This is a genomic window from Verrucomicrobiia bacterium (assembly GCA_019634635.1).
Taxonomy (GTDB): domain Bacteria; phylum Verrucomicrobiota; class Verrucomicrobiia; order Limisphaerales; family UBA9464; genus UBA9464.
The window spans coordinates 32,610-57,130 of record JAHCBB010000017.1 but is presented as its reverse complement, the minus strand read 5'-3'; the positions used below and the strand labels follow the sequence as shown (position 1 = coordinate 57,130).

Genomic DNA, 24,521 nt, shown 5'->3' with positions numbered 1-24,521 from the left:
GGTTGCCTGCCGCGTTCAGGCCCTGGACCATCCACTGCGGGCCCCGGGGCCGCCGGTGGACCCGGGGCCGCGGGCCCTCACATGTGGGCGATGAGATTGTCGCCGAATTCCGAGCACTTGACCTGCGTGCCGCCCTCCATCAAGCGGGCAAAGTCATAGGTCACCCGACGGCTTCCAATCGCACCGTTCAAGCCGCGCAACACCAGATCGGCCGCTTCCACCCATCCCAGGTGCCGAAGCATCATCTCACCGCTCAGGATCACCGAGCCGGGGTTGACCATGTCCTTGCCGGCATACTTGGGGGCCGTCCCGTGCGTGGCCTCAAAGATGGCGTGCCCGGTGATGTAGTTGATGTTGCCGCCCGGCGCGATGCCGATGCCGCCCACCTGGGCGGCAAGGGCGTCGCTCAGGTAGTCGCCATTGAGGTTCAGGGTCGCGATCACATCAAAGTCCTCCGGACGCGTCAGGACCTGCTGCAGGACGATGTCGGCGATGGCGTCCTTGACCAGGACGCGGCCGGCGGCCAGGGCGGCCTTTTGTTCGGCATTGGCGGCCTCCTCGCCTTGCGCCTTTTTGGTCCGCTCCCACTGCGTCCAGGTGTAGACCTTGTCCCCGAAGTGCCGTTCGGCGCATTGGTAGCCCCAGTCGCGGAACGCACCCTCGGTGAATTTCATGATGTTGCCCTTGTGGACGAGGGTGACGGACTTGCGTCCGAACTTGATCGCGTAGCTGATGGCGCTGTGGATGAGCCGGACACTCCCTGACCAGCTGACGGGCTTGAGCCCGATGCCCACCTGAACGCCGGAATCCACGTCGGGCGCACCCACGGCTTTCCAGAACGATTCGGCCGATTCGCGCGTGCCGAAACGGACCTTCTTGAACTCCTTCGGGAACTCGGCTGAGAGCCAGCTCAGGAGTTTCCCGGCCTCGGGCGAACCCGCGGCGAATTCGATGCCCGCGTAGATGTCCTCGGTGTTCTCCCGGAAGATCACCATATCCACCTTCTCGGGATGCTTCACCGGGCTGGGAACCCCGCGAAAGTATTGCACGGGGCGCAGACAGACGTAGAGGTCGAGCATCTGCCGAAGGGCGACATTGAGGGAGCGGATCCCCCCTCCAACCGGTGTGGTGAGGGGGCCCTTGATGCCCACCAGAAACTCACGGAAGGCCTCCACGGTGTCGTCCGGGAGCCAGTTGTTGAACCGCTTGAAGCTTTCTTCGCCCGCAAAGACTTCCATCCAGGCGATCTGGCGGCGACCGCCGTAGGCCTTGGTCACCGCGGCGTCGAGAACGCGGACGCTTGCCGCCCAGATATCGGGTCCGGTGCCGTCGCCCCGGATGAACGGGATGATCGGGTGGTCGGGAACCGCGAGTTTTCCCTCGTGAATGGCAATCTTTTCGCCGGGAGGCACTGAACAGGTGGTGTAAGGCATGGACGGATGAACGATGGCCGTTGACGCGGTACCAAGCCGGAGGCCGGGAACCGCCGCGGCGACGGCGTCCCGTCAGTTAAGCGGTGGCGTACGGGGGCGGGCAAGGGGTTTGCGCCGCGGCGAGACCCGGAAACCCGGATTTTCGAGGGGCTCCAGCGGCCTCAGGCTCGGGTGCGCCCCATGACCTGGTCCGGGGCAGGGGCTTAAACAGCGCCTCCCCGGAGTCGGGAACGGAGCGATCGAAGGCTCAGAACCCGGGAACCGGCCGCGGATCGTGGTCCGGGGCCGGGGACTTCAGGCAAGCGGAGGTTCGCCGCGGATCGCGCGGGCGACCGACCAGACGCAGACACGGACGGCGCCCAGGCGGCGCAGCACCCCGGCGGTGGCACTGGTGGTGGCACCGGTGGTCAAGACGTCATCCACGATGACCACTGAGGCCCCGTCCAATCGGCCGCCGTCGCCCGGTTGGAAGGCCCGGTTCACGTTGCGGGCGCGTTCGGCCCGGGAAAGGTGGGTCTGGGTGAGCGTGGGCATCGTGCGGCGGACCCGGTTGCAGAGCAGGGGAAGGCCGAGGGCCGCGGCCAGGGGACGGGCCAGGCGCTCCGCCTGGTTGAATTCACGATGGCGGGCGCGGACCGGATGAAGCGGGACGGGCACCACCGCGGTCCAACCGCCACCCGCAAGGGCGGGCACTGCCGCGGTGAGGAGCAGGTCGGACAGGAAGGGTTCAAACCAGAGCGCCCGGGCGTACTTGAACCGGTGAATCACCTCCAGGACGACCCCGCCAGCCACCACTGCGGCCCGGGCGGACTCAAACGCAAGTGACAGGCCCTCGCAGTTGGTGCAGACGAAGCTCCCGGTGATGTCGGCGGGAAATGGCAGTCCGCATTGGGAACAGTAGGGGGGGTGTATGGCGCGGACGGAGCGCCGGCAACGGCTGCCGACGTAACCTCCGCGGGCGGATGCCGGCTCCCCATCGCACAGGAGGCACCGATTGGGGTACAGGAGGCCCAGAAGGTCTTCGAGGTGGTTCCGGACCCCGACACTCAACCGGTGGGAGCATGCGAGGGGCAACCGGCCGGTCATGGTGTCCGGCAGCAAACCCGATCCACGGGACCGGAACATCGCCAGTTTTTGGATTGAAAATTCGGGGCGCCCGGCCCGCGCCTTGCTTTCAACGTGCGCTTTGGGGAACCGGGGCGAAAATGAATCACGCGGCGCTTTCCGGGGGCCGGCCCCTGTGATAGCTACCCGCGGCCAATCCGAATGGCGACTGCTGGAGACAAACTGGGTCAGTACACCCTGCACGAACTGATCAATTCGGGCGGGCAGTCGGAGATTTGGCTGGCCACGGATGACGCCGGGCGGTCCTTCGCGGTGCGGTTGCTGCTGAACGACTCCGTGTTTGCCTTCACCGAGAAGGGGCGGTTCAACACCGGTGCGGAGATCCTCCGGGACTGCCAGGACGATCACTACATCATCGGGTACGTCGAACACGGCAAAATCGGAGGCCACCGCGCGCTCGTCATGGAGTATGTCGAGGGAGCCAACCTCAAGCTGCTGCTGGCGGCGGCGGATCCGGTGCTGACGGACCATCTCGCCGAGGTGCTGCTTGATTTCGCCATGGCGCTGGAGGTTGTCCATGACCGCGGGTACATGCACCTGGACGTGAAGCCGGAGAATGTCCTGCTGTCGCGGAACGGCCGGCTCAAGCTGATTGACTTTGATCTGGCGCAGCCGATCCCGAGGCCGCCGCGGAAGCTGGACAAGCTCTCGGGCACGCCGGCCTACATGGCGCCGGAGCAGTTGTTGAAGCAGCCCGTGGATCACCGCGCCGATATCTGGGCCTATGGCGTCAGCGCCTACGAACTGCTCACCCTGCGCAAGCCCTTCCCCGGTGAAAATGCCGACGAGGTGCTTCGGCGTCAGATTGACCGCTCCGATTTTTTGCGGCCGCGCGAGCTCAATGGCGACATCCCGGCCGACCTCGAGCGCATCCTGCTCCGGTGCCTTGAGCGCGATCCGGCGGCCCGGTACCCGATTCTTGGCGTGCTCGTTCATGAGCTGCGTCAGGCCCTGTACGTGCCATGAACGGTCGCGTCGCATTCGCGCAGGCCGGGCGGGTCCGGGTCCGGATGCTTGCCCATTGCCTCGCCGCGATCTCCTTCGCGTTGGTGGGCGCCGAATTCCCGCGCAGCCTGGACCCCGAACTCCAGATCGAGCGCCTCGCCGGTGCCCCGGAGCTGGTCACACCGGTCGGGTGCACGGTGGACGCCACCGGGCGGATCTTCGTCCTCGAATCCCACACCCATTTCCCGCCACAGGACTATTCCGGTCCTGCCTCCGATCGCATCCGGGTCGTGGTTCCCGGGGCTCCCGGCCCGCCCCTGGTGGCCGCAGAGGGAATCCGCTGGGGCATGCACCTGGCGATGGGTCCGGAGGGCACCCTGTACGTGACGCATCGAAACGGCGTGCTCCGATATCGCCTGGAGGGGGATGCGGTCCGCGCCTTGGATCGCACCGTGATCCTCACGATGGAGACCCGGGGCGACTACCCACACAATGGCATCGGCGGCATCGCCTTCGGCCCCGATGGCTGGCTCTACCTGGGGACCGGGGAAAATCTCGGACTGCCCTACGCGATCGTCGGATCCGACCAGCGGCGGGTCGCCGTCCGGGCGGGCGCTGGCGGGGTGGTCGTGCGTTGTCGGGCGGACGGCTCAGGTCTTGAGGGTTTCGCCCGGGGGTTTTGGAACGCCTTCGGCATGACGTTCGACCGCCACGAGCGGCTCTTTGTGGTGGATAATGATCCGGATTCCCGTCCTCCGTGTCGTCTGCTCGACGTGATCCGTGGGGGAAATTACGGATTCCAGTTTCGGCATGGACGCGACGGGCTGAGTCCGCTGATTGCATGGGACGGGGAGCTTCCCGGGACCCTGGGCATGGTGGCGGGGACGGGCGAGGCCCCGAGTTCGATCCTGGATGCCGCCGCAACGCGGTTTCCCGCCCGGTATGACGGGGCGTTGTTCGTCACCGCCACATGGGACCATCGCATCGAGGTGTTTCGTCCGGTCCCGGTGGGCGCAACGCTCCGATCGGACCGCGAACCGCTGGTGGTGGGAGGGGCGACGTTTCGTCCGGTCAGTCTGGCGGCGGCGCCAGATGGCTCCCTGGTGTTCACCGATTGGGTCAAGTCTGACTATCCGGTCCACGGTGCGGGCGCCTTGTGGCGGCTTTCCGCGCGCACACCTTCTGCGACGCCTCCCCGGTCCCTGCCGCCGCCCTCCGAACCAGAGCGGATGCGTCGCTCCTTCGAGCAGGCCGATCCTGTCCGCGCACGGGAATTGCTGGAGCAAGCCCTTGGGGATCCCGACCCATTTGTTCGCGCGACCGCAATCCACCGACTTTCGTCCCTCCCTGAAGCCCGCCTGGATGCGTCCTGGGCCGGTGGCTCTCCCCGGGAGCGCACCGGGCTGCTGCTGGCCGCGCGCGGGTCGCTCGAACTGGCGGGACCGATGGGGCAACGCCGGGACCGGGAGAAGGCCTGGATTGGCCGGGGATTGCGGGATGAGGATCCCGAGGTTCGGACGGCGGCGCTGGTGTGGGCCATTGAGGAGGACCTCGGTGATGTGGGCGCCGGGGCTCCGGAAGTGCTTCAGGTGGCCGGTCTGACGCCACTGCTGGCGGAGTTGCATGCGGTCGCCGTGGCGAAGTTCCAGGCGATGAGTCATGCCGCAGAGACGGCGGCGGTGACCGATGCGGTCGTCCAGGTATGGGCCATTCCCAGCCGGCCTTCGCCGGAGCAGATCGCCCGGTCGGTGGCCAGGGTCCGCGCTTGTCAGACGCCATTGTTCCTGCGGTTGAATGCGGTGATGGATCTTGCGGGAACCGACGACCCGGATGCGGTGAACGCCCTGCAGGCCCTCGTCCGGAACGCGGTGGAGCCGGCCCAATTGCGCGCCGAGGCGATTCTGTCGCTGACCGGGACTCATCACGATCACGTGACGGCATTGAAGGAGTTGCTCGACGACCCGGAGGAGGTCGTGGCTGTGGAAGTGGCCCGGGCGCTGGCCGGTTGGCTGCAGGTGCCCGGTGTGCGACCTGCCTTGCAGGCGGCCGCAACATCGGGCCGCGACCGTGTGGCGGCATTGGCGTCGGTGGCCCTCGGGACGCCGCCGGCTCATCCGGAGGACGTGGAGGGCTGGATCCGGTTGCTGGACGCGGCTCCGGGGGATCCGGAGCGGGGATCTCGCGTCTTTCGGTCCGCGACCGTGGCCTGCGCGCGCTGCCACCGTGTTCAGGGACGTGGCGGGTTGCTCGGACCTGATCTCTCCACAATTCGCCGCGGGTCCGATCGTGAAAAGCTCTTGTGGTCCCTTCTCGAACCGTCGCGGGACATCGCCCCTCAGTTTGCGGAGCACCGGGTGGAGACCGTTGGTGGGGAGCAGTACTCCGGGCGGTTGGTGTCGCAGGATCCGGATGGCACGTTGGTGCTCATGGGTGGCGACGGAGGGCGGACGCGCATCCCGGGCCGATTGGTGGCGGCCCACCTGGCGGGAAGCCTCTCCCTGATGCCCGAGGGGTTGACGGCCGCGTTGACGGTGGACGAGGTCCGGGACCTGATGGCCTACCTTGAGAACCTCCGGTGACGCCGGCTCAGGGTGATCCGACCGGGCTCAGGGCGTCGAGTGCGGTGAGCAGATCAACGCCCCGGATCAACACGGGGTCCTGCAGGGTGGGGGAGGCTGCCGCTGCGGGCATGCGGGGTGGCACCGACTGGCCAAGGGACTGGCGCTTGGAACGAATCAGCTCGGCCTCGGTCATGCGCGGCCGGCTCGTGGTGGCGGCGTTGAGTGCGGACTCGGCCGGCGCGGGTGATTCCGGGGTGCCGGGCACCTGGCGGTACGGATCACCAAGGAACTGTCGCTCGGAATCCGGCGGGATTGGCACCGGGATGTCGGGGAGGACCCGCGCTCCGGGGATCGGCAGACCATCGCCGGTCCGCACGGAGGCGAGTGTCAGTCGCAGTGTCCGTCCGGACGCCAGAGGAAGATCGGTGAACTGTGCCGCTTCGCCGGCACTGGAACCTCCGGCAATCACCGCACGTCCGGCGCTGCGCAGCGCGGCGGCCAGCGCCTCTGCCGATCCGCGGGTCCCCGCATTGACGAGTAGGACGATCGGGGCGGTCACGAAGTTGGATTCTCCTGCCGTCGCCATTCCTTCACCCCAGTCCAGGATCCTTTGACCTGCGGGCAGGAATCGTCCGGCCAGCCGGGATGCTGCCGCGAAGTCCCGTCCGGATGCGAAGCGGAGGTCCAGAACCAACCCTCTCAGTGCGGGCCCGCCGCCAAGTGCTTCGAGGATGGTATCCAGGTCGGCCACCGCCGTGGTGTCGGGTTCGGGCAGATGGACATAGCCGAAGCCGCCATCGAGGCGCCGTGGCGGGGCTGCCGGAGCGGTCCCGGGGCTGGCGATTGTGGGCTCGACCCACCAGGCCCGGCCGCCGAGTTGTTCGAGGACTCCCTCGACGGTGGGTGCGGACAGATCTCCGACCTCCGGCGATGGCAGGTGCGCCCGGACCAGTGCGCGGATCTCGTCGGCCTCCGACCGGGGCAGGCCGGAATCAGGACTGGCACACAGCCGCGCAAGGAGCGCGCACATCAGGAAGATCCGACGAGTCATGACTGGAATTCAGCGGAGGTCAACGCTTGGGCGGCAATGTCACGCCGAAATTGCATGCCTTCAAACTGGATCCTGTCCAGCGCTTCGTAGGCTTTATTCCGCGCCGTGGCGAGCGTGCCGGCCCAGGCGGTGACCCCCAGCACACGGCCTCCATTGGTGACCACGGCCTCCTCACGCATCGTCGTGCCGGCATGGAACACCTTCACGTCGGGAAGTCCATGCACGGTTTCCAGTCCCTGGATGGGAAGCCCTTTGACCGAAGATCCCGGGTACCCGGCGCTGGCGGCGACCACGCAGACGCTCGAACGGGACGACCAGCGGAGGGTGTGGCGGTCCAGCGTGCCGTCCACGCAGGCTTCCAACAGTTCCAACAGATCATTCTGCATCCGCGGGAGGTAGACCTGCGTCTCGGGATCTCCAAACCGTGCGTTGAACTCAATGACCCGGGGACCAGCGGCGGTCAGCATGATGCCGGGGTAAATGAGCCCCTGGAATTCGATGCCGTCGCGCATGCACCCCCGCAGCCAGGGGGCCAGAACTTCACGGCCTGCCGCGGCCAGGGCGTCGTCGGCCAGGAAGGGCGCCGGCGAATAGGTGCCCATCCCGCCGGTGTTCGGGCCCTGATCCCCGTCGTGGATCCGCTTGTGGTCCTGGGAGGAGGGAAAAAGCCGGTAGCAGCGGCCGTCGGTGAGCGCGTGCAGGGAGACTTCCCGCCCCTCAAGCCGTTCCTGGATCACAATGCGGGCACCCGCGGCACCGAACACGCCGCGCACGAGGATGTCATCCACGGCCTGCTCTGCCGCGGCGAGGTCCGTCGTCAGCAGGACGCCTTTGCCAAGAGCGAGGCCGTCGGCCTTGACGGCGCATCGGCCGCCGAGGCTGGCGCAGAAGCGGCGGGCAGCGGCCGCGTCGGTGAAGGTGCCGGCGCGTGCGGTGGGGATGCCGTGACGCTCCATGAACTCCTGTGAGAACGCCTTGGACGCTTCAAACCGGGCCGCCTCCCGTGTGGGGCCCCAGATGCGGAATCCGGCGTCACGGAACAGGTCCACCACCCCAAGCGCAAGGGGGTTGTCGGGACCGACGACGGTGAAGTCCGGTTTGTGTCGCCGGGCCCAATCGAGGAGGGCGGGCAGGTCCTCGGCGCTGATCGGCACGTTCTCCACGGGATCGCCGGATGCCTCCAGACGCTCCTCTGAGGTGCCCGCGTTGCCGGGTGCCACCTGGAGCCGGGTGATGCGGGGCGAGCGGGCGAGCTTCCAAACCAGGGCGTGCTCGCGTCCGCCGGAGCCAAGGACCAGGACCTTCATCGGGCCCACGAGTGAACCAGCAGCACGCGACGGGGCAAACCGGTTTCTCGTCACCGGATCGCCACCTACCGCGGCAGGCCACGGGTCACGCGATGGATTTGCTGCTCATGGCGACACCAGCCCTTCGACGGCTTCCCCCAGAGTTTGTTCCAGGGCTGCTCGCCTGCTTGCAGCACCCGTCACCGCTCCGTAACACTCCGACATGCCATTTCCACGCCCCAAGTTGCCCAAATCCGGATGGAAACGCTGGCTGGCGGTTTCGGGGCTTGCAGCGGGCGGGTTCTTCCTCTGCATCCTGCTGCTCGGACTGTCCCTCTGGGGTGCCTTCCAAGTCCCCGCGTTTCAGGGGTGGTTCATGGCGCGGATGGTCGAATGGACCCCGCCCGCCACGCCCGAGGAGACTCCGGGCCAACCGGGGGTCGTCCCGGTTTACGCTGGACCGCTGGATGATGCCCGTGAGCTGACCTCGGCGGCGGCGTTGTACCGTCTGACCAATGTGTGGAACATCCATTTGAGGTTTGATGCGGACGGATGGGAGGGCATCCAGCACCAGCGGGTGCCGACGGGAGGACGCTGGATGAATCCCGACGGCTCGATGACGTTGCGGAATCCGAACGCGTCGCGGAACGGTCTGTCGGGGGTGGTGGGCATTGATTTCCCCTGGTCGGAGGGGACGGTGGAGTTTGGCGGCGTGGTATTCACGAACGTCGGGATCCGGTTCAAGGGCAACGGCACTTACCTGGGCTCGGTGCGAAGCTACCGAAAGCCCTTCAAACTGGACCTCAACCGAAATGTGAAGGGGGCCTCCCTGGCGGGCCGCTCCACATTCAACCTCGCGAACCTCGCGGCGGACTTCACCTGCCTGAGCGACACACTCGCCTACGAGGTGTTTCGCGAGGCCGGGGTTCCGGCGCCGCGAACCGCGTTCGCCAGGGTCTTCCTCAGCATCAAAGGCCTGGAGGAGGAACGTCTGCTCGGGCCGTACCTCTTGGTGGAGAACCCCGATGCCGCCTGGGCCCGGGAGCAGTTCGGTGCTTCTGGCGTGGCGCTCTTCAAGCCGGTCACTCTGGACCTTTTCGCCGATCTGGGCACCAACTGGGCGGACTATGAAGGCATCTACGATCCGAAGACCAGGACGACGCCGGCCCAGCAGGAGCGCGTCATGGAGCTGGCCCGCTTCGTATCGTCAGCCCCGGACGATGCCTTTGCCGATCGGGTGGGTGACTACGTGGATCTCGACGCCTTCGCCCGGTTCCTCGCCACGGAGGTGCTGCTGTCCAACTACGATGGCATCCTTTCGAACGGCCAGAACTTCCTGTTCCATCTGGATCCACGCTCCAACCGGATCGGGTTCATCCCCTGGGATCTTGACCATGCCTGGGGCGAATTCCCCTTCATTGCCACCGCCGATGATCGGGAGCGGGCCTCCATCTGGCGTCCGTGGGTGGGACGGAATCGTTTCCTGGAGCGGATGCTCTCCGTCGAGGAGGTCCGGATTCGGTATCGTGAGGCCTTGGGCAGGCTGCTGGACACCGTGTTTGAGCCGGACCGGTTGTGCCGGCGGGTGGACGAGGTCGCCCCGGCAATTCGGCCCCTCATCGTGGAGTGGTCGCCGATGCGTCTTGAGCGGTTTGACGCCGCCGTTTCTGGGACCTTTGGGACGGAGCCGCGTGATGGCCGGAACCCGATGGACCCGGGGCGTCCGGTGTGGCAGCTGAAGCGGTTCATTCAGGCCCGTGCCGCGAATGTTCGAGAACAACTGGAGGGCAGGACGGACGGCGTGGTGTTGACCCGCCAGCCCCCCGGGCGAAATCAGTAGAAGGTCCAACCCTTCCACCGGGCCCAACGGCCCGGTACCGGCCCGGGAACAGGTGCGGCGGCTGGCGTTCCCGCCCGCCCGGATCGCTGCCAGATCCGAAAATAGGACCCCATCCAAGCGGGTTCCGTCCGAAGCCATTTGCGGGCGGTTTCGGAGATTCGGGGAACCGTCGGGGATGGGTTGACGGGAGCGGCGATCAGTACCGAGGAAAGGAGGGGTCCACATCCCGGGTCCAGCGGTCCACGCCGCCGGCGAGATTGAGGACATGCGCGAAGCCAAGCCGATGCAGGAGGCCGACGGCATGGGCGCTTCGGATGCCGTGGTGGCAGTAAACGACGACCTCCCGATCCTGCCAGTCGGCGAGTTCATCGGCCCGGATGCCGAGCTCACCCAGGGGGATCAGGCGCGATCCGGGAAGTGCGCAAAATGCGTGTTCCTCATGTTCCCGAACATCCAGCAGGGCGGGCGGATCGGAATCACCAAGGCGTCGGGCAAGCGCGGCGGGGGTGATGGTGTCCACGTCGGGGATCAAGGCCTCAGGCGCACAGGCCGGCGAGGTAACGTTCGGCCTCGATGGCGGCGGCGCATCCCATGCCGGCCGCGGTGACTGCCTGCCGGTAAACCGAGTCGGCGCAATCGCCGGCGACAAACACCCCCGGAACGCCTGTGGCCGCGCCGTGGCCGCGAACGAAATAGCCCGCGGCGTCCAGTTCCAGCTGCCCCCGGAAGAGCTGCGTGTTGGGCAGGTGGCCGATCGCGACGAACACGCCGGCACAGGGGAGCAGGGACTCGGCGCCGGTCTTCAGATGTTTCAGCCGCACTCCGGTCACCTTGCCGGCGGCGGCGTCTTCCACCGCCGTGACCACGGAGTCCCACACCGGCTTGATCTTCGGATTCGAGAGGGTGCGGTCGGCCATGATCTTCGACGCGCGCAGCGTGTCACGGCGATGGACGAGGAGCACCTCGGCGCTGAAGCGCGTGAGGTAATTGGCCTCCTCGCAGGCCGAGTCGCCCCCGCCGACCACCACCAGCGGCTGGTTTCGGAACATCGGCAAGGCCCCGTCGCAGGTGGCGCAATAGGTCACGCCCTTCTTCTCCAGCTCGTGCTCGCCCGGAACGTCGAGGTGCCGGTGCCCGGCCCCGCTGGCGATGATCAGGGTGCGGGTTTCCACGACCTCCCCGTCCACGGTGAGCCGGAGCGGGGAGGCCGCAAGGTCGGCCGCCTCGAGGGTCCCGAATTGCACGCGTGCGCCGAACTTTTCCGCCTGCGCCTGCATCCGGGTCATCAACTCGACGCCGTCCACGCCGTCCGGGAAACCCGGGAAATTCTCCACGATGCTGGTCGTTGTCAGCAGCCCGCCCGGCATCACGCCGGTCAGCACCAGCGGGCGCAGATTTGCGCGGGCGGTGTAGATGGCGGCGGTCAACCCGGCGCAGCCGGTGCCGATGATGACGACGTTCTCCATAAGGGCGGCGACGTTAGGGTGTGGTCCACCCACCGGCAAGCGGCCGTCCGTTGGTTGCGGACCTCGGTGCATTGGCTCCGGAACACCGCGTCCACAACCGGGAGAAGCGGGTGAACCAGGGAGAGATGGTCGGGGCGGTGAGATTTGAACTCACGACCTTCTGAACCCCATTCAGACGCGCTACCAAGCTACGCTACGCCCCGACCGGTCTTCCCTGCGAAGGGACGGGGATCCTAGGCGCGCCGGCTGTGGGTTCAATCGAAATTCCCGGGCGGTGAACCGCCGGACCGGCGGAGCGGTCGAGATCGCCACCAACCCGGACGGCCGGGGTACGAATTACCTGCATGCGGACGGCCATGCGGCGGCCCGTCCGTTTCGAGAAACCTTCCGCACATTGGCTGGGCTGGACCTGTGGAACCCGTCCGGCAGGTCGTTCACGTCCGCCGGGCTCAAACGGCCGGCAGCCTGGCATCCCGAAGCGCCACCGGCGCCCCTTTGGCGATGGACGCCTCCTCGGCCTCGCACAGCTCGATCGCCATTGCGGCGTCCTGCGCGGTCACGCGGTCCGGTGCCCGGCCCGCGCTGACCGCCTCCACGAAGTGTTGCAACTCGCCGGTGTAGCCGTCCGGTGCGGTCAGAATCACCGGGCGCACGGCCCCCTCCGAGGCGACCCGAAGCGCCTCGGGACCACGCCCGGGATCGTAATCCACCGTGGCACGCTCAAAGTTGACGGTGAACCCCATGTGGAATGGAAAGCCGTCGGCCATGGCCCAACTGCCCTCCGCGCTCACCGTGGGTCCCCCCGGATATTGGTACAACGCGACCACATGGTCCGTGGCACCACTGACCCGGCTGTATCCGGACGCCATAACGGCGCGCGGGCGGCCGAAACAGTACTGGATGAAGTCCACGTCGTGGATGTGGAGGTCGAGCAAGGCGCCTCCGGAAGTGCCGCCCTGGAGGAAGTGGGACCGTCCCCAGCCCGGGGCGCATGCCACCCTGCGGAACCGTGCATCCAGAACCCGGCCGTGCTCACCGCTCTGGATCCGCTCCCGCACCCAGGCGTACTCAGGCCAGAACCGGATGCACATGGCCGGCATCAGGAACACCCCCCGCGTTGCGGCTGCGATTGCGGCGTCCGCAATGCGCCGTGCGTCGGCGTGTGTGCGGGCCATGGGCTTCTCCAGGAGCACATGCTTGCCCGCCGCCAGGGCCGCCAGCGCGAGGTCCACGTGGGTGTGGGTGGGCGTGCAGATATCCACCGCCTGGATGTCGGGATCGGCGAGGAGCGCGGCCGGGTCGCGAAAGGGACGCACCTGCGTCATGTCCAGCTTCAGCGGGTCCGCGTCCCCGACGTTGCCGGCCACGCCGGAGAAGTCGCCGTCCAGATGACGTCCGCTGGGATTGCACAACGCCGCGACCCGGGCGCCGGCAACGGACTGGTAGGCCTTGAGGTGCTGCACCGTCATGAACCCGGTGCCGAGGATGCCGATATTCAACATGGGGGGAGGGTGCGGCCGGGAAGGCCTGGAGAAAACCCAGATCTCGAATGAAGCCTGCAGGTGGTCGGGGGGGTGGTTTCGCCGTAAGCGCAACCCGGGTCCGACATTGGGGAGACTCCGCGAGTGTACGCCTCGGCGGAGAATTTTACTGCCCCGCCAAGGCGGGGGTGTCGGGGCTGGGGGACACCGCACGCGGTTCAGCGGGACCTTCGCCGCATCGGGAGTGCTTCGCCGGGGCGCGGCTCAGTCAATGAATACGAATTCGTTGGAGCCCAGCAGCACCTGGGCAAAGGCCTGCCAGGAGTCGAGCGGAGGATTTGAGGCCCTCGGTCCGGAAAAATCTCGACGGCTGTTCCAGGTCAGTGCAGCCCCCGCGGGTGCGGGATCGAGCCGGCTCAATTCGACCGTCCACTCAAAGCTGTCCGAATCTTCTCCCGCACCCGGTTCGACCACGAAATCCAATGTGTCCCCTGCGGTCACCTCGAGATGGTCCAGACGGCTGGACGCCCTGCCGTGGTGCACGGTCCAATGGCCCAGCACGCCCGTCCTGCTGGAAACGACCCAGCCGCGGATTCCGTCGCCGGCTTCAGCGGAATGTTTGAGGGCGCTCTCAATGCGCAGACGGCCGGTGAAGGGTGCGGTCCAACGCCGGATGGCGGCGTGCCCGGACGAAGGGCCGGGATGTCCGCCGTCGCGATTCAGCAGGGTCCACAAGCCGTCTTTCGAGGGCAGGCGATTGTCCCACTGCCATTGGTCCTTGAAAAATGTCGGGAGCGGACGCCATCGCTCGACGCGTCCCGCTGCCGCATTCCATGCGCCCGTGCCGTAGCTCCAGGCATCGGCGGGATCCGGCTCCGGTGGGGCATCCGCCTCCGCCTGAACAAAGGCCAGCGCCAGCGCCTTCTCCTCGGGAGACGGCGGTCGCTGCAAGGCCAGGGAGTACATCTGCTCGATGCGCTCCCCGGCAGGGGCGGCGTCCACCCCGGGACGGCGGGCGAACTCGCGGGCGCGGTCGGCGATGAATGGGCTGTTGAGCAGGAAAAGCGCCTGCTGGGGCGTTGTGGTCTGGAACCGCATCGGCGACGTGCTGTCGGGAATGGCGAAGTCAAATGCGCGCAGCACCCCGGGAAGGTTCTGCCGATCAATGAAGCCATAGAGGGTACGGCGGTCTGATCCGGGCCCCTCATACATGGGCACCGGTTGGCCGCCGATCCGGGTGTCGAGCCGGCCGCTGACCGCCAGCAGGCTGTCGCGCAGGGATTCGAAATCACTTCGTTTCCGGTTCATGCGCCAGTAGAGGGTGTTGGCCGGATCCGCGGATTCGTTCCGCAAGAACGTCGCGTGTTGGGCGGGTTCGGATCCGGGGTCGCTGGCCTGCCGGTACGTGGCCGACAACAGGAGATACCGGTGGAGTTGTTTGAGCGACCATCCGTGGTCCATGAACCACACGGCGAGGTGATCGAGCAGGTCGGGATGAGACGGGGGATCGCAGCGCACTCCAAAGTCGCTCGGGGTGCCAACCAATGCCGTGCCGAAGTGTCCCTGCCAGACCCGGTTGACCATCACCCGCGCCGTCAACGGATTGTCCCGGCTGGCGATCGCGCGCGCCAGTTCCAGGCGTCCGCTGCCGTCGGTGAACGCCGGACGTTCCCCCTCGGAAGCAAGCTGCAGAAAGCGCCGCGGAACCACCGGTCCCTGGTTGCCGGGGTTGCCCCGCTTGAAGATCACGGGTTCAGCGGTTTTGTCCTTGTCCAGCAGCGCCATCGCCCGCAACGGGGCGCCGGGATGCGTCGCATCGAGCTCGTCAATCTTGCGTTGCAGGCCGCGCAGTTTCTGGCCGGTGGGCGTGTCAAAGAAGCGGTCAATATCGCGGGTGGCCGCGGTGATTGGCGAATCGGCGCCGTACAGCAGCAACCTCAATTCCTCCTCGGCAGGGTCTTCGAGCGCAGTCGGGGGCGTGTGTCCGGCTTCGGTGGCGGCGGTCTGTGCGGCGGTCCATGCGGCGTCGGCCTCCAGGATGAGGCGTCCGTAGCGTTCCCCAACCGCTTGCAGGGACTCGGGCGGTTCAGCGGCAAACGAGGCGGCAACGCGGGAGTTCTGGGGGGCCTCCGGGTTTCCAGAGGCAAGCCCGAGGGCCACTTCGCGGGCGCACGCGGCGAAGTCATTGGTGCCGAGTGCCGCGAAGGCGAACCAGGGGCGGAAGGCGGGAATCGGAGCGCTCCGCCAGCCCTCCAGCTGCGCCTTCCACGCGGCCACCAGACCGGGATCGAGGTTCCGCACGCGTGCCAGTCCCTCGAGATTCGTCCAGTCCAGACCCAGGGAATCGTGGGCCGCGAGGAGGTATTCCCCCACCCGTTCCCGGAGTTTCTGCCCGATCTCCGCGGTGCGCTCGGCACGAAACTCGGTGAGCTCCTGTTCACGACGGTTCCGTTCCGCCTCGTACGCGGCGGCCTGGCGGGGATCAGGATTTGGCCCCAGAAGGGGCTTCACCCTCGGCTCGTGGCTGGAGTTGAAGATGCCGTAGATGGAGTAGTAGTCCGCCGTGGGGATCGGGTCGTACTTGTGGTCATGGCAACGGGCACACGCCACGGTCAATCCCTGGGTCCCGCGGAAGACGACATCAATGCGGTCGTCAATGATGTCGTGGGTGTTGTCGAGAAAACGCCGCCCCAGGGTCAGGAACCCCTGTGCGGCCATCGGCCATGGGTTCTCCGGGGTCGCGATGCGGTCGCCGGCAATCTGCTCCACGAGGAACTGGTCGTAGGGCAGGTCATTGTTCAGCGACGTCACGACCCAGTCCCGGTAGGTGAAGCTGTGACTGAACCGTCGTTCCTGCTCGAACACGTACCCCTTGGAGTCCGCATATCGCGCCACATCCAGCCAGCGGCGCCCCCACCGCTCGCCGTATTGCGGCGACGCCAAGAGTCTGTCCACCACCCGCTCGTAGGCCCCGGGTGACGCGTCATTGAGGAATTGAGCGGTCTCGTCCGGGGTCGGCGGGAGCCCGGTCAGATCGAAGGTGACGCGGCGCAGCAGCGTGCGGCGATCCGCGGGTGGCATGGGCGACAGGCCGGCGGCGGCAAGACGGGTCTGGATGAAGTCGTCAATGGCATTCGCCCGCATGGCTGGCGGATCGAACTCCACGGGGGCCGGTGCCGGAGGATCCACCGGCTTTCGGAAAGCCCAATGGTCCTCCGAATTCGCGACGGCGACGCCCGCATCATCCCGTGGATCCGGAGCTCCAAGGCGGATCCATTCCTCGACCGCCGCGATGGCCTCCTCACCGAGAGGCGCGGCATGATCCTTGGGCGGCATCGCCGGCACGTCTGCGGCCGTGCCCCGCAACACCTGGAGGAGCAGGCTGTCTGCCGGCCGTCCTGCCGCCACCACCGGGCCTGAGGCGCCGCCGCTCAGGAGGCCCGCCCGGGTGTCGAGTCGCAGCCCGCCCTTCACCCGGGTGGCGCGGGCGCTGTGGCATTCGTAGCAGTGATCCGCCAGCAGGGGGCGGATCCGGTTCTCGAAGAATTCGATGGCCGCCGGGTCGGGCGCGGCACCGGCTGCCGACAGGGCGTTCAGCAGCACGACGGATGCAACGACCGCGGCCTGGATGCCGGGGAGGGCGAATCGGCGGTGCATCGGAGCGGACACGTCCCCCAGTTTGTCGAGCCGGGGCTTGAAGTCAAAGCGCGCGACGGGCTTCGCCCGGGCGTTCCGTTCGACATCCGCCGGTCAGCGGGAGGCCCTGGGAGGGGAGGGGGCCTTCAGATGGCGGTCCGCGAAGTCGAGATAGAACTCCCAGTCGTAGGCCGTCAGCGCGTGTTGTCCGGTGCGCACATGATAGCCCAGCGTCTCGCCGACGGAGGTGTTCACGGGCGGCATCTCGGCGACGCCAAGCCCGGGCACCCCGTAAAGCGTGTACACCGGCTCCGCACCCACCAGGCTGAGGAACTCCCCCCGGGGATCGGCCCAGCGGTCGTCCTCGGCGCTGCCCACATAGACCGGACGGGGCGCGCACAGCGCGATGAGTTCGTGCTGGTCCACCGGGAGGGCGGGCACATTGGTGTTGTAGTCCTTGAAGCGTCCGCAAAACCAGTGGGGGAAGCTGGTGTTGATGCGCCAGACCGTCTCGCCGTACCACCGGCGGGCGAGGGCGGCGCCGCCCTCGCCGGACTGATTGGAGATCACGAGTGCAAATCGTTCGTCCTGGGCTCCCGCCCAGAGCGCCGTCTTGCCCAGGCGCGAGTGGCCGATCAGGGCCACCCGGCGGCCGTCCACTCCCGGATCCGTCCGCAAATAGTCCATCGCGCGGCTCAATCCCCAGGCCCATGCGGCGATCGCCCCCCATTCGGACGGGCCGAACTCATGACGGTCGCCACCCCGGGCGACGGCCCCGCGCAGGCCCTCGCGCCACCCGGTGTCGTGGTCCGGTTCGACGTCTCCGTAATACATCGTGGCCAGCCCGTAACCCCGCTGAAGAATCTTTTCGATCGGCCACGCGGCGGCATCGGCACCCCGGGAGACCTCCTGGGCCCGGTTGTCGGTGATGCCCGAACGGGGCCGGTTTGGAACCCAGCCCGAGGGCAGGGGCACGGCGGGATCGGCCGTGACGGTATGGTTGCCGTCAAAATTGTACCCCAGGAACACGGGCACCGGATCGGACACCCCGTTGGGCAGGTACAGGAGCAGATCCAGGACCGGACCCGGTTCCCTTCGGGTCAACGGGATGCGGACAAGCTTCCGCGTTGCCAAACCGTCGAGTGCGTTGCGATCAATGGACACGACCCTGGCGCTTCCACGATACAGGCCGCGTGGGGTGCGTCCGTAGACGTGGTCCCTGAACAATTCGAGGAGTTCGAGACGCCTCCACGGCCAGGACGACTTTTGGGTGATCACCCGGCCGGACTCAAACACCAGCGGGTTGGGCAGCGTGTACGGGGGGACCTGGGATTCGTCTTCGTTGATGGGGATCCCCTCGGCGGCGTTCATCGTCAAGAATGCGACTGCTCCTGCGCCCAGCAGACCTGCCCTCCGGATTGCCTTGGACATGCCAGGATGCTCGCGATGCACTGGCGGAACGTCAAACCTGGGGCGACCGTTGAGGGGCAAGGGTCCGGAATTGAAACGCATCCCGTCGCCCGGACCCGGGGCCGACGGCGCGCATCGGGGGCCGCGCGGGATGGTGCGCGTTTGACGGCGGCCGGGAGGGGGCTTGTGTTGTGGTCGTTCTCATGAAGGCGCGGTTGTTCCTGCAGATTGCCGGTATGGCCACCATGGGGTTCTTCTCAGGAGCCCGGGCGGCGGCCCCCTCCCGGGACATGCCGGGCGTGCCGTCCGACCTGCCTTCCCTGGAGAACCGGCTGGCGGTCGAACCGGATCACGCCGCGACGCTGCTGCGGGCCGCACTGGAGTATCACGACCGCGCGGCGTTCGATGATGAGGAGGGCCGGCGCATGTTGCGGCGGGCTCGCGAAACGGTTGCAGTGCTGCTCCGGGTGGATCCGGGAAGTGTGCCGGGCCGGGCTTTGGAGGGCAGCTGCGTGGTCATCAGTGCCCGGGAGCCGCTCTGGCCGCCGGCCAGATTGAGGCGTGTCCGGGAGGGAAACCGCCTGATGGATGCAGCGGTGGCCGCGGATCCCAACGACGCCGATGCCCGGTTCATCCGGTGCAGCAACAATCTGTTCCTGCCGGACTTCTTCGATCGCCGAAAGACGGTGGAGGAGGATTTCCAGTGGCTTCGGGAGCGCGTGGACCGTGGCGACTTTACTGAAGAATTTCGTCAGTACGTGCTCTTGTATCACGGACTTGCTCTCCTCCGCCGGGGCGATCGCCAACAGGCCCTGGTTCTCTGGGAAGCCGGACTCCGGATCCGCCCGCAGTCCCCCGTGGCCGCCGAGTTGGGCGATGCCATCGCTGGAACCTCGCCGCTGGCCCGTCAGGCCCTCCGGTGATCCGGCCGCTCCGGCGTGATGCGCGTGGCGGTCGGACCGGTTTGAATCCATCATGTGACGCGGGTGGGGATTCCGCCGGGAAGGATTGCCGATTCAGCGAGGTTGACGCCCGGCAATCACGACCCGGGCGCGGCCGCGATGAACACATCCACCTGCTGCCCGACGAAGAGTGGAGCGTCCGGGACTTCGGTGACGACATAGATGACCTGCAGGACGCGGGTGTCCACCCGTTCCGTGACGTCCCCGGTGAGGGAACGTTTGGGAATGACCAACGGCTCGAAGCGGACGAACCGCAGGGTTGCGCGTTTCCGGGCGTCGCCGCGGAGCCGGGCCTCGGCAGCGGCCGAGGGCATCACCCGCCATCCCTCATGCTCGTCCACGTCCACCCGGACGTGAAGCGGATCCAGCTGGCCCAGGACTGCCAGTGGCCGGATGCCTGGTCCGGCAGCCGCGTACTCTCCCGGGCGCACGTTGACCTGGAGCACGGTGGCGGCGATGGGCGAACGGACCGTGGCGCGCTCAATCTCGGTGTCCACAACCGCCAGCGCGGCTTCAGCGGCGACCGCCTCGGCGCGGACCTCATCCAGGCGGGCTTCCGCGGTGCGCACGGCAAACCGGCGTCGCTCCAGTTCCTCGGGGCTGATCACGGCGGTCCGCGACAACTGCTCCGCACGGGTCCTTTGGTCGTTCAGGTCGTCCAGGACGCTGCTCGCGGTGTCCACCCGGCGTCGGGCTGCGGCCAGCGCGGCTTCCCGCACGCCGCGCTCGGCGCGCAAGGCCCGCGTATCAAGTTCAAAGAGGGGTGCCCCGGCCCCGACGGCATCGCCAACGCGGACCGGCACGGCCACCACCACTCCCGAAAGCGCGGTGCCGACCGCGACGGGCTCGCTCGAAGGTTCCACCAGACCGACGGCGGCGATGGATGCCGGGAATGGGGTTTGTGGCGGACCCAGGGGTGGCTCGGTGGCCTCACGTCGGGGGTGGGAGCGAACCACCGACACGGCGGCAAACACGGCCGCGGCGGCTGCGACTAGAGGCAGCGTCCAGGGGAAGGTTTTCATCTCAGTGAGTGTGGCGCTTCGGTTCCGGATGCATGCCGCGATCCACGCCGAGGATCCGGCCGTCATCCATCCGTGCGATGGCGTCGGCGAAATGCAGCACCCGGGTGTCGTGGGTGACCACGATCACCGCGCGGTCGGCGGCCAGGGCGGCGCCGGCGAGTTGCTCCATGACCGACTCACCGGTGGCGTGATCCAGGGCGGCGGTCGGTTCGTCGCAGACAATGAGGCGCGGCTCGTGAATCAAGGCCCGGGCGAGGGCCACCCGCTGCTGCTGGCCGCCGGACAACCGGGAGGGGATGGTGTCGAGGCGGTCTGCAAGCCCGAGCCGGGTCAGAAGATCCCGGGCGCGGGGCAGCGCCTCGCGACGCCGGACGCCGGCCGCGAGCAGGGGGACGGCTGCGTTCTCCGACGCGGTGAGCGACGGAAGGAGGTTGTATTGTTGAAAGACGAATCCGAGATGTCGTCGGCGGAACCGCACGCGTTCCCCGGGGGTAAGCCGTTCCACAGCGTGCCCAAAAAGCTCCACGTCGCCCTCCGTGCTGTCGAGGAGACCGGCGATGACCGAGATCAGCGTGGTTTTGCCGCAGCCGCTCGGTCCGAGCAGGAACGTCATCTCCCCGGGGGCCGCCTCGAAGTCCACGCCCCGCAGCACGTCCACGCGGGTGTCCCCGGTTCCGAACTGCTTGCGCAGTCCGCGACAGGCCACTGCGGGAGGGATCCGGTTCATGCGCGGAAAACGCTGGCGGGTTCCAGAACAAGCACGCGGCGCAGGCTGAGCAGGCTGGCGAGCAGGACGACGAACACCATGCAGCCCCCGGTGAGCAGCACCGATGGGAGCATCAGGATGATGCCGCGGGTGGCAACGAGGTGCTGGGTGGCCTCGAAGAAGGCGGCGGCCATGCCGGTGCCGATCGCGAAGCCGATCAGGCCCACCGCACCGCCTTGCAGCAGCACCATCAATACGAGGCGGCCGTTGCCGACACCGATGGCCTTGAGCGTTCCGAACTGCCGCAGGTTTTCGACGGTGAACAGGTAGAAGGTCTGCCCGGCCACCACGGTGCCGACAATGAGGGCGATCCCGATGGTGATGCCGAAATTGACCGGGATGCCCGTGTTCCGGAGGTAGTACCGGATGCAATCCCATGCGAACTCCTCGGTGGTACGCGCTCGCAATCCGGTCTGGGCCTGAATCGCCGCGCACAGGGCGCCGGGGCTGGATTCCGATGATGGACGCGCGAGCACGTAGGCCATCTGGTTGCGTTCCGGGCCCTGAAAATGGAGGGCAACGCTGTACCGGGTGTGGATCACCGGGAAACTGGAGAACGGCGCCGACGCCTCGGAGATGCCCACCACGGTGACCGCATGGTCGTTGAGTTCGAGGCGGCGACCGATCTGGAGCGGTTCGCCCGGGAAGAGCAGTTGGTGCCCCGCGCGATCCAGGACCACCGAGTCGGGCGCCTGCAGACGCGCCCACGACCCCATCACCATCCGGCGCGGAGCACCGACCAGCGTGGCGTCGTCAAGCCCCAGGACGACGGTCTGCGCGAAGCGTCCCCCGGGCGTCCGCGCCACCGGCATGCCCTTGTAAAGCCGCACCGCCCAGGCGACCCCCGGCACACCGCGCACCCGGTGGAGTGCCGTGTCCCGGAGTGCCTTTGTCTCCTCGAAGTACTCGGTCACCGGGTCCATCACCCAGACCTCCGCATCCGTCACGTCGAGGATCTGACTCGCAGTCCGCTTCAGGATGCCCGCAAAGATCGAGGTCTGGTTCTCCAGGAGGAAGGTGCTGAAGGCGATGGCGAACACGAGCCCGAGGTATTTGGCGCGCTCGTGCGTCAGCATCTGCCACGCGACCCAGTTCATGCGACGGTCCTCCTCTTTGGGCGTCCCGGGGGCGGGGAGAGCCACCCGGCCTCGGGAAACACCTCCGCCCGGATCCGCCGGTCGGTGGCGGCATAATCCCATTCGGAGAGCAGGGGGCGCCATCCGAGCGCATCGCAGACGAGAGCCTGGTTGAACCGGGTGGCCGCGGTGGGATCGGACAACCGGCACAGCCGCTGGATGTCGGGCTCCAACGCCATGGCGTGACTCCCCATTGTGATCGCGATCAGACTGAAGCAGACCACGCCCGCGGCAGGCGTGGCCGGAAGGTCCCCTGCCTCCTGCGCCTCCGTCGCAATGCGCTCCAGAACCCGGAGACAGCGCTCCCCCTCGCGGCCATGGGCCTCGCGTCGCGCGGCCGAGGCATCCTCCCAGAACGACCGGGCGTGCAGCATCAGATCAATCTGGAAATAGGTGGGATGCGCGATGGCGAACTGGATGCACGCCACGCCCACGGCGCGCATGCGCTCGCGGCTGCGTCCGGTGAAGCCGGCCGCCCGCTCAAACAAGTCCGCCCGCTCCTTCAGCTCCCGAGTGGCCACAGCCAGGGCCAGGTCCTCCTTGCTCTCGAAATGCTGGTAGATCGTCCCCTTGGCGTACTCGATGGCCCGGGCCAGTTCGTCGAGGTTCAGTCCCTGAAAGCCGTCCCGCAGCAGCAACCGCCCGGCATGCTCCACCATCAGCGCCTCGCGCGCCTCGCGCTCCCGAGTCCTGCGTTCCCCAGTGCCCACGCGCCGAGGATGTGATGGCTTGACTCGAAGTCAATATTGGAATGCGAGTCAATCTTGTGACGATCCCAGCGGATTGCGGGCTGCGGACGACGACGGCTACAATTCCTGCATGCCGCGGGCCAGATTGCGGCGCAGGCGCTCGCGGTTGGCCGCATCGTGGAACTCCACCGGGTTGAAATCGTCGGTCAGGATCCGTCCGTGACCTGGATCCGTCTCCTGCGTGCGGGACAACACCCGCACGACCTCCTCGCGGACCACCGGATGGACGGTTCGCGGATCCACCCGCTGGTGCACCTGCAGCGGCGATGTCGAGGCGGCGAAGAAGGCGTTGCCGCCCTCCGCGGCGTGCAGCGCCACGTGCGGGAACACGGCGCGCAGGGTCTTCATCAGGGAGGCGAGGAAGAAATCCTTCCCCTGGCGTGTCTCCCCGAAGCAGTTGATCACCAGCACGCCCCCGGGCAGGAGCACTTCGCGCATCGTCTCGAAGGCCTCGCGGGTCATGAGGTGGGCGGGCGACGAGTCGCCCAGGAACGCGTCGAGCAGGATCGCGTCGTACCGGTTCGTGCAGCGGTTCAGGAACTGGCGGCCGTCGCCAATTGTCAGGTTCATCACCGACGGGTCGAGGTCGAAGAACTGCTCGGCGACGGGAACGACAGCCGGATTGATCTCAACAACGTCCACCTGGACCCCCTCCCGCGCGAGTTGGGCTGGCACGATGCCGATCCCGAGGCCGATGCACAGCACCGAGCGGAGCGGCTCCACGTGCATTCGGGCCAGCCCGTGCAGGGCGTAGGTGAACACCGAGGCGCTTTGTCGGGTCTGCGGAATGTAGGTGTTCTGGATGAGGTAGTCGTTGACGTAGAACCGGCGGGAGCCGGACGACGTCTCCATCACCTGGAGCTGGCCGAAGTTCGAGTTGCCCCGGTGGAGCTGCTTCACATGGGAATATTCCAGCCGCAGGTCCCGACGCACCCCGAGGGTTGCCAGCAGGGCGACGGCGGCGGCCGCGGCCGTTGCCGCGCCTGCACGCCGGCCCCAGACGACGAAGTGGGCCACCGCCACGACGGCCACCAGGGCTGCGGTTAATGCCATCGTGAGCGAATTGGGCATCAGCGGGATGAGGAGATACCCGATCAGAGCCGTCCCAAGAAGGCTGCCCACGGTGCTCAGCGACGTCAGCCTGCCCACGGCGCCGCCGACCTGCTGCAGTTGATGGGTGAGAAATCGCACCAGGAACGGCGCGGTCATCGCCAGCAATGACAGGGGCACAAAAAACAGGAACATCGAGGCGAGCAACGATCCCACGGGCAGCGGCAGATCCAGACACTTCTCCGCGACGGGACGCACGCCGATCACCGTGAGGGCGAGGTATGCGGCGGCGGCCAGCATGGCCGCGTAGAGCCGGTTCAAACCCGCAGCGGCATCCGACAGACGCCCCCCCAGGTAGTAGCCGGCCGCCAGCGAGACCATCGCCATGCCGATCTGGGCGGTCCACACGAAGTGCGAGGTGCCCAGGTAGGGTGCCAGCATTTTTGCCCCCAGAATTTCCACGATCATGATGGCCGCCCCGTTGACGAGGGCGGTCAGGTACAGAAAGCGCCGCTGGGCGCGACTGAGCAGCGGCAAGACCGGGGCAACGGTTGAGGACACCACACGCGGAGTGTGTTTCGGCCGCGGGCCGCTGGCGACCC

18 protein-coding genes and 1 tRNA gene are annotated in these 24,521 nt (G+C 67.4%); 4 read left to right on the top strand and 15 right to left on the bottom strand.

What is annotated here, in order from left to right; genetic code table 11:
* Positions 1 to 77: 77 nt before the first annotated feature.
* Both icd and KF791_12715 read right to left on the bottom strand, forming a co-directional pair.
* Positions 78 to 1,433 carry an NADP-dependent isocitrate dehydrogenase gene (icd, locus tag KF791_12720; protein MBX3733445.1) on the bottom strand — a complete coding sequence of 452 codons (1,356 nt, stop codon included), beginning with the start codon at positions 1,431 to 1,433 and terminating at the stop codon, positions 78 to 80.
* A 294-nt stretch (positions 1,434 to 1,727) separates the two neighbouring features.
* Positions 1,728 to 2,558: a ComF family protein gene (locus tag KF791_12715; protein MBX3733444.1), complete on the bottom strand. Its 831-nt coding sequence runs from the start codon at positions 2,556 to 2,558 to the stop codon at positions 1,728 to 1,730.
* 141 nt (positions 2,559 to 2,699) lie between these two features.
* On the opposite strand from KF791_12715, the gene KF791_12710 reads away from it, so the two are divergent.
* Both KF791_12710 and KF791_12705 read left to right on the top strand, forming a co-directional pair.
* Entirely contained in the window at positions 2,700 to 3,524 is an 825-nt protein-coding gene (locus tag KF791_12710) for a serine/threonine protein kinase (GenBank protein ID MBX3733443.1), read from the top strand.
* A complete protein-coding gene (locus tag KF791_12705; protein ID MBX3733442.1) occupies positions 3,521 to 6,082 on the top strand; it encodes a PQQ-dependent sugar dehydrogenase in 2,562 nt (853 codons plus the stop codon). Before KF791_12710 ends, KF791_12705 begins: the two co-directional genes overlap by 4 nt.
* 7 nt (positions 6,083 to 6,089) lie before the next feature.
* Here KF791_12705 and KF791_12700 read toward each other — a convergent pair whose 3' ends face one another.
* Together KF791_12700 and purD are read right to left on the bottom strand one after the other, a co-directional pair.
* Complete coding sequence (locus KF791_12700) at positions 6,090 to 7,115, bottom strand: hypothetical protein (GenBank protein MBX3733441.1); 1,026 nt, start codon at positions 7,113 to 7,115, stop codon at positions 6,090 to 6,092.
* Positions 7,112 to 8,422 (bottom strand): phosphoribosylamine--glycine ligase, encoded by a 1,311-nt coding sequence (gene purD / locus KF791_12695; protein ID MBX3733440.1) that lies wholly within the window; start codon positions 8,420 to 8,422, stop codon positions 7,112 to 7,114. Before purD ends, KF791_12700 begins: the two co-directional genes overlap by 4 nt.
* A 202-nt stretch (positions 8,423 to 8,624) precedes the next feature.
* On the opposite strand from purD, the gene KF791_12690 reads away from it, so the two are divergent.
* Positions 8,625 to 10,241, top strand: coding sequence for a CotH kinase family protein (locus KF791_12690; GenBank protein MBX3733439.1), 1,617 nt, complete (start codon positions 8,625 to 8,627; stop codon positions 10,239 to 10,241).
* A 196-nt stretch (positions 10,242 to 10,437) separates the two neighbouring features.
* On the opposite strand, the gene KF791_12685 is transcribed toward KF791_12690, so the two are convergent.
* The 6 genes from KF791_12685 to KF791_12660 form a co-directional block, all read right to left on the bottom strand.
* Positions 10,438 to 10,761, bottom strand: a complete 324-nt coding sequence (locus KF791_12685) for a hypothetical protein (protein MBX3733438.1) — start codon at positions 10,759 to 10,761, stop codon at positions 10,438 to 10,440.
* 16 nt (positions 10,762 to 10,777) lie between these two features.
* Complete coding sequence (trxB, locus tag KF791_12680; protein ID MBX3733437.1) at positions 10,778 to 11,707, bottom strand: thioredoxin-disulfide reductase; 930 nt, start codon at positions 11,705 to 11,707, stop codon at positions 10,778 to 10,780.
* Between the two features lie 126 nt (positions 11,708 to 11,833).
* Positions 11,834 to 11,910 (bottom strand) — tRNA-Pro (locus KF791_12675).
* 246 nt (positions 11,911 to 12,156) lie between these two features.
* On the bottom strand, positions 12,157 to 13,209 hold the full coding sequence (locus KF791_12670) for a Gfo/Idh/MocA family oxidoreductase (protein MBX3733436.1): 1,053 nt from the start codon (positions 13,207 to 13,209) through the stop codon (positions 12,157 to 12,159).
* A gap of 243 nt (positions 13,210 to 13,452) precedes the next feature.
* The gene (locus KF791_12665) at positions 13,453 to 16,845 is read right to left on the bottom strand and encodes a PSD1 domain-containing protein (protein MBX3733435.1); all 3,393 of its coding nucleotides are present in this window, start codon (positions 16,843 to 16,845) and stop codon (positions 13,453 to 13,455) included.
* Positions 16,846 to 16,938: 93 nt separating this feature from the next.
* Positions 16,939 to 18,243 (bottom strand): acetylxylan esterase, encoded by a 1,305-nt coding sequence (locus KF791_12660; protein ID MBX3733434.1) that lies wholly within the window; start codon positions 18,241 to 18,243, stop codon positions 16,939 to 16,941.
* 194 nt (positions 18,244 to 18,437) lie between these two features.
* Between KF791_12660 and KF791_12655 the strand changes: the two genes are divergently transcribed.
* Positions 18,438 to 19,157 carry a hypothetical protein gene (locus KF791_12655; GenBank protein ID MBX3733433.1) on the top strand — a complete coding sequence of 240 codons (720 nt, stop codon included), beginning with the start codon at positions 18,438 to 18,440 and terminating at the stop codon, positions 19,155 to 19,157.
* A gap of 116 nt (positions 19,158 to 19,273) precedes the next feature.
* Here KF791_12655 and KF791_12650 read toward each other — a convergent pair whose 3' ends face one another.
* From KF791_12650 to KF791_12630, 5 genes are all read right to left on the bottom strand, one after another.
* Positions 19,274 to 20,218 carry an efflux RND transporter periplasmic adaptor subunit gene (locus tag KF791_12650; protein ID MBX3733432.1) on the bottom strand — a complete coding sequence of 315 codons (945 nt, stop codon included), beginning with the start codon at positions 20,216 to 20,218 and terminating at the stop codon, positions 19,274 to 19,276.
* Position 20,219: 1 nt separating this feature from the next.
* On the bottom strand, positions 20,220 to 20,945 hold the full coding sequence (locus tag KF791_12645) for an ABC transporter ATP-binding protein (protein MBX3733431.1): 726 nt from the start codon (positions 20,943 to 20,945) through the stop codon (positions 20,220 to 20,222).
* Positions 20,942 to 22,081: an FtsX-like permease family protein gene (locus tag KF791_12640; GenBank protein ID MBX3733430.1), complete on the bottom strand. Its 1,140-nt coding sequence runs from the start codon at positions 22,079 to 22,081 to the stop codon at positions 20,942 to 20,944. The genes KF791_12645 and KF791_12640 overlap by 4 nt, the downstream gene beginning before the upstream one ends.
* Positions 22,078 to 22,830 (bottom strand): TetR/AcrR family transcriptional regulator, encoded by a 753-nt coding sequence (locus KF791_12635; protein ID MBX3733429.1) that lies wholly within the window; start codon positions 22,828 to 22,830, stop codon positions 22,078 to 22,080. The genes KF791_12640 and KF791_12635 overlap by 4 nt, the downstream gene beginning before the upstream one ends.
* Before the next feature lie 96 nt (positions 22,831 to 22,926).
* Positions 22,927 to 24,456, bottom strand: coding sequence for a fused MFS/spermidine synthase (locus tag KF791_12630; protein MBX3733428.1), 1,530 nt, complete (start codon positions 24,454 to 24,456; stop codon positions 22,927 to 22,929).
* Positions 24,457 to 24,521: the final 65 nt, after the last annotated feature.

What these genes read in the sequence shown, in the direction of transcription:
- trxB (MBX3733437.1), bottom strand. Translation starts at nt 11,707, where the DNA reads ATGGAGAACGTCGTCATCATCGGCACCGGCTGCGCCGGGTTGACCGCC.
- KF791_12640 (MBX3733430.1), bottom strand. Translation starts at nt 22,081, where the DNA reads ATGAACTGGGTCGCGTGGCAGATGCTGACGCACGAGCGCGCCAAATAC.
- KF791_12655 (MBX3733433.1), top strand. Translation starts at nt 18,438, where the DNA reads ATGAAGGCGCGGTTGTTCCTGCAGATTGCCGGTATGGCCACCATGGGG.
- KF791_12705 (MBX3733442.1), top strand. Translation starts at nt 3,521, where the DNA reads ATGAACGGTCGCGTCGCATTCGCGCAGGCCGGGCGGGTCCGGGTCCGG.
- KF791_12645 (MBX3733431.1), bottom strand. Translation starts at nt 20,945, where the DNA reads ATGAACCGGATCCCTCCCGCAGTGGCCTGTCGCGGACTGCGCAAGCAG.
- icd (MBX3733445.1), bottom strand. Translation starts at nt 1,433, where the DNA reads ATGCCTTACACCACCTGTTCAGTGCCTCCCGGCGAAAAGATTGCCATT.
- purD (MBX3733440.1), bottom strand. Translation starts at nt 8,422, where the DNA reads ATGAAGGTCCTGGTCCTTGGCTCCGGCGGACGCGAGCACGCCCTGGTT.
- KF791_12665 (MBX3733435.1), bottom strand. Translation starts at nt 16,845, where the DNA reads ATGCACCGCCGATTCGCCCTCCCCGGCATCCAGGCCGCGGTCGTTGCA.
- KF791_12670 (MBX3733436.1), bottom strand. Translation starts at nt 13,209, where the DNA reads ATGTTGAATATCGGCATCCTCGGCACCGGGTTCATGACGGTGCAGCAC.
- KF791_12710 (MBX3733443.1), top strand. Translation starts at nt 2,700, where the DNA reads ATGGCGACTGCTGGAGACAAACTGGGTCAGTACACCCTGCACGAACTG.
- KF791_12715 (MBX3733444.1), bottom strand. Translation starts at nt 2,558, where the DNA reads ATGTTCCGGTCCCGTGGATCGGGTTTGCTGCCGGACACCATGACCGGC.
- KF791_12700 (MBX3733441.1), bottom strand. Translation starts at nt 7,115, where the DNA reads ATGACTCGTCGGATCTTCCTGATGTGCGCGCTCCTTGCGCGGCTGTGT.
- KF791_12690 (MBX3733439.1), top strand. Translation starts at nt 8,625, where the DNA reads ATGCCATTTCCACGCCCCAAGTTGCCCAAATCCGGATGGAAACGCTGG.
- KF791_12650 (MBX3733432.1), bottom strand. Translation starts at nt 20,218, where the DNA reads ATGAAAACCTTCCCCTGGACGCTGCCTCTAGTCGCAGCCGCCGCGGCC.